At 68.6% G+C, this 12,377-nt stretch carries 12 protein-coding genes; 11 read left to right on the top strand and 1 reads right to left on the bottom strand.

The annotated features are described in order from the left end of the window. Nucleotides 1–11 precede the first annotated feature (11 nt). Entirely contained in the window at nucleotides 12–839 is an 828-nt protein-coding gene (gene phaZ, locus ACWF9G_RS09470; protein ID WP_452514714.1) for a poly(3-hydroxyalkanoate) depolymerase, read from the top strand. A 76-nt stretch (nucleotides 840–915) separates the two neighbouring features. Here the strand turns inward: phaZ and ACWF9G_RS09475 are convergent, their stop codons facing one another. Next, entirely contained in the window at nucleotides 916–1,509 is a 594-nt protein-coding gene (locus ACWF9G_RS09475) for a TetR family transcriptional regulator (RefSeq protein ID WP_452514715.1), read from the bottom strand. Nucleotides 1,510–1,660: 151 nt separating this feature from the next. Between ACWF9G_RS09475 and ACWF9G_RS09480 the strand changes: the two genes are divergently transcribed. The 10 genes from ACWF9G_RS09480 to pntB are packed head-to-tail and all read left to right on the top strand — an operon-like array spanning nucleotide 1,661 to nucleotide 12,360. Then, nucleotides 1,661–2,881, top strand: coding sequence for an acetyl-CoA C-acetyltransferase (locus tag ACWF9G_RS09480; protein ID WP_379308649.1), 1,221 nt, complete (start codon nucleotides 1,661–1,663; stop codon nucleotides 2,879–2,881). Next, nucleotides 2,878–3,633 carry an SDR family oxidoreductase gene (locus ACWF9G_RS09485; RefSeq protein ID WP_379308650.1) on the top strand — a complete coding sequence of 252 codons (756 nt, stop codon included), beginning with the start codon at nucleotides 2,878–2,880 and terminating at the stop codon, nucleotides 3,631–3,633. The genes ACWF9G_RS09480 and ACWF9G_RS09485 overlap by 4 nt, the downstream gene beginning before the upstream one ends. Nucleotides 3,634–3,662: 29 nt before the next feature. Next, nucleotides 3,663–4,421: a 3-oxoacyl-ACP reductase FabG gene (gene fabG / locus ACWF9G_RS09490; protein WP_452514716.1), complete on the top strand. Its 759-nt coding sequence runs from the start codon at nucleotides 3,663–3,665 to the stop codon at nucleotides 4,419–4,421. Beyond that, on the top strand, nucleotides 4,418–4,870 hold the full coding sequence (locus ACWF9G_RS09495; RefSeq protein WP_452514717.1) for a MaoC family dehydratase: 453 nt from the start codon (nucleotides 4,418–4,420) through the stop codon (nucleotides 4,868–4,870). The genes fabG and ACWF9G_RS09495 overlap by 4 nt, the downstream gene beginning before the upstream one ends. Beyond that, entirely contained in the window at nucleotides 4,870–5,898 is a 1,029-nt protein-coding gene (locus ACWF9G_RS09500; RefSeq protein ID WP_452514718.1) for a phosphotransferase family protein, read from the top strand. Before ACWF9G_RS09495 ends, ACWF9G_RS09500 begins: the two co-directional genes overlap by 1 nt. After that, entirely contained in the window at nucleotides 5,898–7,124 is a 1,227-nt protein-coding gene (locus ACWF9G_RS09505) for an acyl-CoA dehydrogenase family protein (protein WP_452514719.1), read from the top strand. The genes ACWF9G_RS09500 and ACWF9G_RS09505 overlap by 1 nt, the downstream gene beginning before the upstream one ends. After that, on the top strand, nucleotides 7,121–8,299 hold the full coding sequence (locus ACWF9G_RS09510; protein WP_452514720.1) for an acyl-CoA dehydrogenase family protein: 1,179 nt from the start codon (nucleotides 7,121–7,123) through the stop codon (nucleotides 8,297–8,299). Before ACWF9G_RS09505 ends, ACWF9G_RS09510 begins: the two co-directional genes overlap by 4 nt. Beyond that, nucleotides 8,296–9,390, top strand: coding sequence for an acyl-CoA dehydrogenase family protein (locus ACWF9G_RS09515; protein ID WP_452514721.1), 1,095 nt, complete (start codon nucleotides 8,296–8,298; stop codon nucleotides 9,388–9,390). The genes ACWF9G_RS09510 and ACWF9G_RS09515 overlap by 4 nt, the downstream gene beginning before the upstream one ends. Further along, nucleotides 9,387–10,910, top strand: a complete 1,524-nt coding sequence (locus ACWF9G_RS09520; RefSeq protein WP_452514722.1) for a Re/Si-specific NAD(P)(+) transhydrogenase subunit alpha — start codon at nucleotides 9,387–9,389, stop codon at nucleotides 10,908–10,910. Before ACWF9G_RS09515 ends, ACWF9G_RS09520 begins: the two co-directional genes overlap by 4 nt. Before the next feature lie 28 nt (nucleotides 10,911–10,938). After that, nucleotides 10,939–12,360, top strand: a complete 1,422-nt coding sequence (pntB, locus tag ACWF9G_RS09525) for a Re/Si-specific NAD(P)(+) transhydrogenase subunit beta (RefSeq protein WP_452514723.1) — start codon at nucleotides 10,939–10,941, stop codon at nucleotides 12,358–12,360. The last annotated feature ends 17 nt before the right edge of the window (nucleotides 12,361–12,377 follow it).

The raw sequence follows: 12,377 nt of genomic DNA on the forward strand, positions 1-12,377 counted from the left end.
AAGGAGGCCACGTGGCCGAGGCCGACATCGTTCGGGAATTGTGGATCAGCGGACGGCGCCTGCGCGTGGCGGTGCGCGCGGGTCGGGGCCGCCCGCTGCTGATGTGCAACGGGATCGGCGCGAGGCTGGAGCTGTTGGCGCCCTTCCTCGACCGGCTCGACCCGGCGATCCCGGTGATCCGGTTCGATGTGCCCGGCATCGGCGGTTCCGAATTGCCGCGCATGCCTTACAATTTCGCGACTCTGGCCTGTCTGCTCGGCGAGGTCCTCGACGAACTGGGGTACGGGGAGACGGACGTGCTCGGCATCTCGTGGGGCGGCGGCCTCGCTCAGCAGTTCGCCTTCCAGCATCCCCGGCGGTGCCGGCGCCTGGTGCTCGTCGCCACCGCGACCGGCTCGCTGATGATTCCGGCGCATCCCCGGGTGCTGAGCAAGATGATCACGCCGCGCCGCTACCGCGATCCCGCCTACACGGCGGCGATCGCTCCGATGATCTACGGAGGACGCCTGCGCGCGGAACCGGACCTCGCCGAGGAGATCCTGCACAGCCATGCCGGCCGCGCTTCCGGCCTCGGCTACGCGCTGCAGCTGCTCGCGGGCGCGGGCTGGTCCAGCCTGCCGTTCCTACCCCTGATCAGGCAGCCCACACTGATTCTCGCCGGCGACGACGACCCGATCGTGCCGGTGATCAACGCGAAGATCATGCACCGGCTGATGCCCCGGTCGACCCTGCACATCTACCCGGACGGTCATCTCGGCCTCGTCACCCGTGCCCAGGAGCTGGGGCCGCGAGTTGCCGAGTTCCTCCGTCCGGTGCGAGTGGTGGCACCACCGAGATAATCTTCGCAACAACTGTTGTTTCGCCACCTCGACACGCGACAGCGGTGATCGAACTGATCGCGCTGGTGCGGGCCAGTCAGCGGGCGCCGACGATGCGCAACGCCATCTCGGCGTAGGCCGTGGCGATGTCTTCCGGCGACCAGTCGCCCTCGTCGCGGTACCAGCGTGCGATATCGATGCCGAGCGAGAGCAGGGCCGTGGCTGCGATCCGCGCGTCCGGGGTGTCGAAGACGCCTTTCTTGATCCCGCGCTCGACCAGTTCGCGAATGGTCTGATCGATCCGGTGGCGGATACCGCGGATCTCGGTGCGGTGTTCGGGGCTCAGCGAGTTCAGTTCGTAGTTCACGATCCGGGCGCCAGTGTGCCCGCGGGCGTGGTGCACGGCGAAATCGTGAATGACAGTGCGCAGCGCGATCGCCGGATCGTCGGACGACGCGGCCGCCTTCAGAATCAGCTCGAGTGTCTCATCGTGGCCCGATCGCGAAATCAGGTAGAGCAGTTCTTCTTTGGATTTGTGATGCACATAGACCGCGGCCGGGCTCACGCCTGCGGCCGCGGCGATGTCGCGCGTCGTCGTCCCGTTGAAACCCTTCTCGGCGAACGCTGCGATCGCGGCTTCCAGCAGGCGTGCGCGGGTCGCGTCGCTGCGGGATTCGGTGGTGTCGGTCATGGGATCGCCATTATCTCGCCTCGGTAGAACGGCACCTGTCATGGGCGGTGTGATGTGGCTAACAGGCGCCTGTGGTCGGTTGTCTCTTGACGGTAATCGGGGCCGCCTGCACTATCTCACTAAGCAAGCGCTTATTCACCAAGGAGATGTGATGCCGGAAGCTGTGATCGTCGCCGCTGCCCGTTCCCCGATCGGTCGCGCGGGCAAGGGCTCGCTCAAGGACATGCGTCCCGACGACCTGTCCGTCCAGATGGTGCGGGCCGCGCTGGCTCAGGTGCCGAATCTCGACCCGACCCAGATCGAGGACCTCGTCCTCGGCTGTGGGCAGCCGGCGGGTGAGTCGGGCTTCAACATGGCCCGGGCGGTCGCCGTGCTGGCCGGGCTCGACACCGTTCCCGGTACCACCGTCAACCGCTACTGTTCGTCGAGCCTGCAGACCACCCGCATGGCGCTGCACGCCATCAAGGCAGGTGAGGGCGACGTCTTCATCTCGGCGGGCGTCGAGACGGTGAGCCGCTTCGTCAAGGGCAACGCCGACGGCCTGCCCGACACCCAGAACCCGATCTTCGGCGAGGCGGTCGCCCGCACCGCCGAGCGAGCCGGCGGTGGCGCCCCATCCTGGGCCGACCCGCGCCGCAACGGCGTACTGCCCGATGTCTACATCGCCATGGGCCAGACCGCGGAGAACGTCGCCCAGCTCACCGGGATCACCCGCGCGGAGCAGGACGCGTTCGGTGTCCGCTCGCAGAATCTGGCCGAGAAGGCCATCGCCAACGGCTTCTGGGCCACCGACATCACCCCGGTCACGCTGCCCGACGGCACCGTGGTCAGCGCCGACGACGGCCCACGCGCCGGTGTCACGCTGGAGGCGGTGAGCCAGCTGAAGCCGGTGTTCCGGCCCGACGGCACCGTCACCGCGGGCAACTGCTGCGCGCTCAATGACGGCGCGGCCGCCCTGATCATCATGTCCGACACCAAGGCAAGGGAACTCGGCCTGACCCCGCTCGCGCGCGTCGTCAGCACCGGTGTCTCCGGCCTGTCGCCGGAGATCATGGGCCTCGGCCCGATCGAGGCCTCCAAGCAGGCACTGCGCCGCGCCGGTCTCACCATCGACGACATCGACCTCGTCGAGATCAACGAGGCCTTCGCCGTGCAGGTACTCGGCTCCGCCCGCGAACTCGGCATCCCCGAGGACAAGCTCAACATCAACGGTGGCGCCATCGCGGTGGGTCACCCGTTCGGCATGACCGGCGCCCGCATCACCAGCACGCTGATCAACTCGCTGCGCTTCCACGACAAGCAGTTCGGGCTCGAGACGATGTGCGTCGGCGGCGGTCAGGGTATGGCCATGGTGCTGGAGCGGCTGTCGTGACCGGCCGTTTCGCGGGCAAGACCGCGATCGTCACCGGCGCCAGCCGCGGCATCGGCCTCGGCATCGCACAGCGGCTGGTCGACGACGGCGCGAAAGTCGTCGTCACCGCCCGCAAAAAGGACGCTCTCGATGACGCTGTGCAGCAGCTCGGCGGCGCCGAACACGCGCTCGGTGTGGCAGGACCCGCCGACGACATCGACCACCAGGCCGACACGGTGGCCCGGGCGATAGACGCATTCGGCAGCGTCGATCTGCTGGTCAACAACACCGGCATCAACCCGGTGTACGGCCCGATGATCGAGATGGATCTGCAGGCGGCCCGCAAGATCATCGAGGTCAACTGCCTGGCCGCGCTGTCGTGGACCCAGCAGGTGCACAAGGCGTGGATGGCGGAGCACGGTGGCGCGGTGGTCAACGTGTCGTCGGTGGCCGGGATCAAGCCCGCGCCCGGGATCGGCTTCTACGGCGCCAGCAAGGCCATGCTCACCTACATCACCCAGGAACTGGCCGTGGAACTCGGCCCCGACATCCGGGTGAACGCGGTCGCGCCTGCTGTGGTGAAGACGAAGTTCGCCACCGCTCTCTACGAGGGCAAGGAGAAGGAGCTCGCCGAAACCTACCCGCTCAAGCGCCTCGGTGTGCCCGAGGACATCGCCGGCGCGGTGGCGTTCCTGCTGTCCGACGACGCGTCCTGGGTCACCGGCCAACTGCTGGTTCTCGACGGCGGCGTCACGCTGACCGGCGGCGTCTGACCACCACATCCAACTTTCAGGAGACAACAATGAGTACCCCCACCAAGACCGCCATCGTCACCGGCGCCGCCCGTGGCATCGGCGCGGGCGTCGCGCGCAGGCTTGCCGCCGACGGCATGGCCGTGGCCGTGGTCGACCTCGACGAGGTCGCCTGTAAGCCGGTCGTCGAGCAGATCCAGGCCGCGGGTGGCCGGGCGATCGCCGTCGGCGCCGACGTGGCCGACGTGGCCGCCGTCACCGCGGCCGTCGAGCGGGTCGTCGCCGAGCTCGGCGCCCCGACCGTACTGGTCAACAACGCCGGCGTCCTCCGCGACAACCTGCTGTTCAAGATGTCGGTCGACGACTGGGACACCGTCATGAACGTGCACCTGCGTGGTGCCTTCCTCATGACCCGCGCGGTGCAGAAGTACATGACCGAGGCCAAGTTCGGCCGCATCGTCAACCTGTCGAGCACCTCGGCGCTCGGCAACCGCGGTCAGGCCAACTACGCCGCGGCCAAGGCGGGCGTGCAGGGCTTCACCAAGACCTTGGCCTTCGAGCTCGGCAAGTTCGGCGTCACCGCGAATGCGATCGCACCCGGCTTCATCGAGACCGAGATGACCGCGGCCACCGCGGCGCGTGTCGGCATTCCGTTCGAGGATTTCAAAGCCGGTGCGGCCAAGGAGATCCCGGTCGCGCGCACCGGTGTGCCCGACGACATCGCGCACGCCGTGTCGTTCTTCGCCAGCGAAGGCGCCGGTTTCGTGTCCGGTCAGGTGCTCTACGTCGCGGGAGGGCCGAGGGCATGAGGACTTTCCAGGGCGTCGCCGAGCTCGAGGCCGCGGTCGGGTCCCATCTCGGCTACTCCGAGTGGCACACCATCACCCAGTCGCAGATCAACGCCTTCGCCGACGCGACCGGTGATCACCAGTGGATCCACATCGATACCGAGAAGGCGGCAGGCGGCCCGTTCGGTATGACCATCGCGCACGGCTACCTGACCCTGTCGCTGGTCCCGCTGCTGGTCGCGCAGGTGTACCGGGTCGAGGGCGTGCAGATGGCGGTCAACTACGGCTCCAACAAGCTGCGTTTCCCGGCGCCGGTGCCGGTGGACTCGACGGTGCGCGCCGGTGTCGAGCTGGTCTCCGTCGCGGCGGGTTCCGCGGGCCACCTGGTGACCGCCAAGGTCGTGATCGAGTGCCAGGGCGGCGACAAGCCGGTCTGCGTGGTCGAATCGCTCAGCCTCGTGGTGGCCTGATGGAAACCCGGACCGACCTTCCGGGCCTGGATCTCGACCGGTTGTCTACCTGGCTGCGTGGCCAGGTCGATGTGGCGGGCGCGCTGAGCGGCAAGCTGATCGCCGGCGGCAAGTCGAATTTGACCTACGAGGTCAGCGACGGCACCACCCGCTGGATCGTGCGGCGGCCGCCGCTGGGGCATGTGCTGGCCACCGCCCACGACATGGCCCGCGAATACCGGGTGACGGCGGCCTTGCGGGACACCGATGTCCCGGTGCCTGCGATGTACGCGCTGTGCCAGGACGACACCGTGCTCGGTGCGCCCTTCTACGTGATGGAACACGTCGAGGGGACGCCGTATCGGACCGCCGCGGAGCTGGGTGCGTTGGGACCCGAACGCACACGGGCGATTTCGACCGACCTGATCGACACCCTCGCTGTGCTGCACGCGGTCGATCCGGCGGCGATCGGGCTGGCCGACTTCGGTCGTCCCGAGGGTTTCCTGGAGCGTCAGGTGCGCCGCTGGAAGAAGCAGCTGGACGCGTCGCACTCGCGCGACCTGCCGCTGGCGGACGAGCTGCACGCGCGGCTCGCCGCCGACGTGCCCACCGAGTCGGCGGTGGGCATCGTGCACGGTGACTACCGGCTCGACAACGTGCTGACCGACAGCAGCGACCGGCTCGCTGCGGTCATCGACTGGGAGATGGCCACTCTCGGTGACCCGCTCACCGATCTGGCGTTGATGATCGTCTACGGCCGCCTCGCCGCGGACCGGTCGAGCGGCGCGACGGTGGCCGACGCGTCGGTCGCCCCTGGCTTCCTGTCCGAAAGCGAGATCATCGCCCGCTACACCGCACGCAGCGATCGCGACATGTCCCGGTTCGGTTTCTACCTCGGGCTCGCCGCGTTCAAACTGGCCGCGATCCTCGAGGGCATCCACTACCGATTTCTGCACGGGCAGACGGTCGGCGAAGGTTTCGACACCGTCGGCGCGGTGATCGACCCCCTCCTCGAAACCGGCCTCACCGCAGTGAAGGAGTACCGCTGATGGATTTCGCCTACGACGCCCGCACCGAGGAATTGCGGGCCTCGCTGCTGGACTTCATGGACAACCATGTCTACCCGGCCGAACCGGTGTTCCGCGAGCAGCTGTCCCAGCTCGACAACCGCTGGACATGGGATTCGGTGCCGGTCATGGCCGAGCTGCGGGCCGAGGCCCGCCGCCGCGGCCTGTGGAATCTGTTCCTGCCCGGCGCCGAGGGCGCCGGACTGACCAACCTGCAGTACGCGCCGCTGGCCGAAATCACCGGCCGCAGCGGACATCTGGCCCCGGCCACACTCAACTGCGCCGCACCCGACACCGGCAACATGGAGGTGCTGGCGCAGTTCGGCACCGAGGCCCAGCGCAAGGAATGGCTGGAGCCGTTGCTGGAGGGGCGGATCCGGTCCGCCTTCGCGATGACCGAGCCCGACGTGGCCTCCTCCGACGCCACCAACATCGCGACCCGCATCGAGCGCGACGGCGACGACTACGTGCTCAACGGCCGTAAGTGGTGGATCACCGGCGCGATGAACCCGAACGCCCAGATCTTCATCGTGATGGGCAAGACGGATCCGTCCGCGAGCAGGCACCGTCAGCAGTCGATGATCATGGTCCCGCGCGACACCCCCGGCGTGGAGATCATCCGCGGCATGGAGGTCTTCGGCTACGACGACCACGAGCACGGTGGTCACGCCGAGCTGTCGTTCACCGACGCGCGCGTGCCCGCCGCCAACCTGATCGGTGGCGAGGGCGAGGGCTTCGCCATCGCGCAGGCCCGGCTCGGCCCCGGCCGCATCCACCACTGCATGCGGGCCATCGGCGTGGCCGAGCGCGCGATCGAGGCGATGTGCGCCCGCGCCGACGAGCGCGTCGCCTTCGGCAAGCCGCTCAGCGAGCAGGGCGTGATCCGGGACTGGATTGCCGAGTCGCGGGTCAAGCTCGAACAGCTGCGGCTGCTGGTGCTCAAGACCGCCTGGCTGATGGACACCGTCGGAAACAAGGGCGCCCACACCGAGATCCAGGCGATCAAGATCGCCACCCCGGCCACGGTGCAGTGGATTCTCGACAAGGCCATCCAGGTGCACGGCGCCGCGGGTCTGTCCCAGGACTTTTCGCTGGCCGCGTCCTACGCGGGCAACCGCACGCTGCGCTTCGCCGACGGCCCGGACGAAGTCCACAAGAACGCGCTGGCCAAGAACGAGCTGCGCAGACAACGGGAGGCCCGAGGATGACCATCGACGAACTCCATACCAGGATCGGGGAATTCCTCGCCGCCAACGCTCCCGCCACCACCGAGCGCCTCGACTTCCTGCGCGCTCGCTACGACGCGGGCCTGGCGTGGGTGTACTTCCCCGAGGGCCACGGTGGTCTCGGTCTGCCACACGCCTGGCAAGCCGAGGTGGATCAGGCCTTCGAGCAGGCCGGCGCCCCGGACAACAATCCGATGGCCAACGTCATCGGTCTCGGCATGGCGGGCCCGACGATCCTGGCCTGCGGCACCGAGGAGCAGAAGAAGCGGTTCCTGCGTCCGCTGTGGACCGGCGAGGAGATCTGGTGCCAGCTCTTCAGTGAACCCGGCGCCGGCTCCGACCTGGCCAATGTCAGCACCCGCGCGGTGCGTGACGGCGGCGAGTGGGTCGTCAACGGGCAGAAGGTGTGGACCTCGAGCGCGCATCTCGCGCAGTTCGCGATCCTGCTGGCCCGCACCGACGCGGGTATCCCCAAGCACCGCGGCATGACCTATTTCCTGATCGACATGACCCAGCCGGGAGTCGAGGTGCGGCCGCTGCGCCAGATCACCGGTGAGGCCGAGTTCAACGAGGTCTTCATCACCGACGCCCGCGTCCCCGACGCCCAGCGCCTCGGCGCCGAGGGCGACGGGTGGCGCATCGCCAACACGACGCTCAATACCGAGCGGGTCGCGATCGGCGGCAAGGCCAGTGCCCGCGAGTCCGGGATCATCGGCGTGGTCGCCCAGACGTGGCGCGACAATCCGCAGCTGCGTACCCCGGAGCTGCACGACCGGCTGCTGCGGCTGTGGGTCGACGCCGAGGTCGCCCGGCTCACCGGCCTGCGGCTGCGGCAGAAGCTGGCCCAGGGCCAGCCCGGCCCTGAGGGTTCGGCGATGAAGCTGTCCTTCGCCCGGATCGCCCAGCAGCTGTCCGGGCTGGAGCTGGAGCTGCTCGGCGAGGACGGCCTGCGCTACGACGATTGGACCCTGGTCCGTCCGGAGCGTGTCGATATGAACGCACGCGACGCGGGCTACCGCTACCTGCGGGCCAAGGGCAATTCGATCGAGGGCGGCACCTCCGAAATCCTGCGAAACATCGTGTCCGAGCGCATTCTCGGCCTGCCCGCCGAGCCGCGCACCGACAAGGACCGTCCCTGGAAAGAAGTCGCGCGATGACCGACGTTGATCTGCTCTACACCGAAGTCGAGGACGACCTGCGCAACGTAGTGCGCTCGGTGCTGACCTCCCAGTGCGAACCCGGCGCGGTCACCGCGCTCTACGACGGCGACCGCGCGCTGGTCGACGGCTTGTGGAAGAACATCGCGGTCGACCTCGGGCTGGCCGGGCTGCTCGTCCCCGAGGAGGACGGCGGCGCGGGCGCGTCGGCCCGCGAGGCGGCGGTCGTGCTCGAAGAACTCGGGCGCTTCGTCGCCCCGGTGCCCTTCCTGACCAGTGCCGTAGTCGCCACCACCGCACTGCTCGGCTCCGGTTCGGCGCTGCTGGGTCAGCTCGCGGCGGGGGCGCGGACCGCCGCGCTGGTGGTCCCGTTGACCACCGCTGCCCACACCGCGCTGCCCGCCATCTCGGCTGGTGCCGACGGCCGGCTGACCGGCTCTGTCACCAGCGTCGCCGGTGCGCTCGAGGCCGATGTGCTGCTGGTCCCGGCCGCCGGGCCCGATGGCGTCGCGCTGTATGAGGTGTCGTCCACCGAGGCCCAGCTCACCCCGGTCGTCTCCTTCGACATGACCCGTCAGCTCGCCGACATCGAGTTCGATGGTGTCACAGGTGAACTGGTCGTGGCCGACGGCGAAGCCGCGGTGCGCCGCGCCCTCGCCGCGGGCACGGCCCTGCTCGCCTCGGAGCAGTACGGGGTGGCGCGGTGGTGCCTCGACGAGACCGTGTCGTATCTGAAGGAGCGGCGCCAATTCGGTCGCGTGGTCGGCGGATTCCAGGCCGTCAAGCACCGGCTGGCCGATCTGTACACCGCCGTCGAGTCCGGCAATGCCGCCGCCCGCTACGCCGCCGCCACCCTCGCCGCCGATGACGCCGACGCGCCCGTCGCGGCGTCGGTAGCCCAGGCGTTCTGCAGCGACCTCGCGGTCTACGCGGGCGAAGAGGCGGTGCAGCTACACGGTGGCATGGGCATGACGTGGGAGCATCCGGCCCACCTGTATCTCAAGCGCGCCAAGGCCGACCAGCTCGCCTTCGGCACCGCCGGTGCGCACCGGGCGCGACTGGCCGACCTGGTGGAGGTTGCGGGACCATGATCATCGGTGTCCTGCGGGAAGCACGCCCGCGCGAGACCAGGGTGGCCGCCACCCCGGCGACAGTCACCCGGCTCGTCCGGCTCGGCTACGACGTGGTGGTCGACACCGGCGCGGGAAGCCTCGCGTCGTTCTCCGACGACGCCTACGTCGAGGCGGGTGCCACGATCGGCAACGCTCGCGTCGCCGATATCGTGCTCGGTGTCAACGCGCCAGCGACCTACCAGCTCGACGACCTGCACCCCGGTGCCACCGTGATCAGCCTGCTGGGGGTGGTGAACGATCCGGATCTGGTCACCGACCTCGGCAAGCGGCCGATCACCGCCCTGGCCATGGACGCGGTGCCGCGCATCTCAAGGGCCCAGTCGCTGGATGTGCTGTCCTCGATGGCCAATATCGCGGGCTACCGCGCGGTCGTGGAGGCCGCGCACGCGTTCGGCCGGTTCTTCACCGGGCAGGTCACCGCCGCGGGCAAGGTTCCGCCCGCCAAGGTCCTGGTGGTCGGTGCCGGGGTGGCCGGGCTGGCCGCCATCGGTGCCGCAGGCAGCCTCGGTGCTGTGGTGCGCGCGACCGATCCGCGGCCGGAAGTCGCCGACCAGGTGAAATCGCTTGGTGGAGAATATCTCTCGATCGACTCGGCCGAGGCGGAGGTGTCGGCGACCGGCTACGCCAAGGAGATGAGCGGGGACTACAAGGCCCGTGAGGCGCGGCTCTACGCCGAGCAGTGCGCCGAGGTGGACATCGTCATCACGACCGCCCTGATCCCCGGGCGCCCCGCGCCGCGCATCATCACCGCCGAGATGGTGGCCTCGATGAAGCCCGGCAGTGTCATCGTCGATATGGCCGCGCAGAACGGCGGCAACGTCGAGGGCACTGTCGCCGACCGCGCGATCGTCACCGACAACGGCGTCACCATCATCGGCTACACCGATCTGGCCGGTCGGCTGCCCGCCCAGGCCTCGCAGCTGTACGGCACGAACGTGGCGAACCTGCTCGAGCTGATGACCCCGGGCAAGGACGGCAGGCTGGTCCTGGACTTCGACGATGTGGTCCAGCGTTCCATCACTGTCGTGCGCGTCGGCGAGGTCACCTGGCCGCCGCCCCCGGTCGCCGTCTCGGCGAAGCCCGCGGCCGAGCCCACCGCGCCACCCGAACCGGCACCGGTGAAGGAGCCGATGTCTGCTCGGCGCCGCATCGGGCTGGTGTTGATCGCGGCGGCCACGGTATTCGGGCTGATAGCGATCTCACCGCCCGCGTTGCAAGGACATCTGACGGTGTTCGCGCTGGCGATCGTGATCGGTTACTACGTGATCGGCCACGTGCATCACGCGCTGCACACCCCGCTGATGTCGGTGACCAATGCGATCTCCGGGATCATCGTGGTCGGCGCGCTGCTGCAGATCGGACACGGCGATCCGTGGATCACGGGGCTGTCCTTCGCGGCGATCCTGCTGGCGAGCATCAACATCTTCGGTGGCTTCGCGGTGACCCGCCGCATGCTCGCCATGTTCTCCCGCAGCTGAGCTGCGCCCGACCCCGGAGTGAGTTCTCATGATTTCCGTTGAGACCGTGGCCAATTCGGCCTACATCGTCGCGGCGCTGTTGTTCATCCTCGCGCTGGGCGGCCTGGCGAAGCACGACACCGCCAAGAGGGGCAACACCTTCGGCATCACCGGGATGGCGGTGGCCCTCGGCGCCACCGTCGCGCTGGCGATCGGTCGTGACATCGAACCGCTCGGACTATTGCTGTTGGCAGGCGCGACCGCGCTGGGTGCGGCGATCGGCCTCTGGCGGGCTCGCATCGTCGAGATGACCGGGATGCCCGAGCTGATCGCGCTGTTGCATTCGTTCGTGGGTGCGGCGGCGGTGCTGGTCGGCTGGAACGGCTACCTGCACGTCGAACGCTATCCCGGTGGTGCCGATGCCGAGCTGCTGCGCGCCGAGGGTCTGCTCGGTATTCACGGGGCCGAGGTCGCGATCGGCGTGTTCATCGGTGCGGTGACCTTCACCGGCTCGGTCGTGGCCAACCTCAAGCTCTCAGCGCGGATCAAATCGGCCCCGTTGATGTTGCCCGGCAAGAACATCCTCAATGTCGGTGCGCTACTGCTGTTCGCCGCGCTGACCGCGTGGTGCGTCGTCGACCCGCAGCTGTGGATCTTGGTGGCGATCACCGTGGTCGCGCTGCTGCTCGGCTGGCACCTGGTTGCCTCGATCGGCGGCGGTGACATGCCGGTCGTGGTGTCGATGCTCAACAGCTACTCCGGCTGGGCCGCGGCGGCCTCGGGCTTCCTGCTCGGCAACGATCTGCTGATCATCACCGGTGCGCTGGTCGGCTCGTCGGGTGCGTACCTGTCCTACGTGATGTGCAAGGCGATGAACCGGTCGTTCCTGTCGGTCATCGCGGGCGGCTTCGGCATCACCGCGGGCCCGGCCGGTGACACCGACCTGGGCGAGCATCGCGAGATCACCGCCGACGGAGTCGCCGAGTTGCTCACAGCAGCGAACTCGGTGATCATCACCCCCGGTTACGGCATGGCCGTTGCCCAAGCCCAGCACGGCGTCGCCGAACTCACCCGCACACTGCGTGAGCGGGGCGTGAGCGTGCGTTTCGGCGTGCACCCTGTCGCGGGCAGGCTGCCCGGCCACATGAACGTGCTGCTTGCCGAGGCGAAGGTGCCCTACGACATCGTGCTGGAGATGGACGAGATCAACGACGATTTCACCGGAACCGATGTGGTGCTGGTGATCGGCGCCAACGACACGGTCAACCCGGCCGCATCGGAGGACCCGGCCAGCCCCATCGCGGGCATGCCCGTGCTCACGGTGTGGGAGGCCGACAACGTCGTCGTGTTCAAACGATCCATGGCCTCCGGGTACGCCGGTGTGCAGAACCCCCTGTTCTTCCGGGAGAACTCCGCGATGCTGTTCGGCGACGCGAAGGACCGGGTGGAAGACATCGTGAAAGCGCTCTGACCAGTCTCGGTCCCGGT

This window comes from Nocardia sp. NPDC055029 (genome assembly GCF_053608525.1).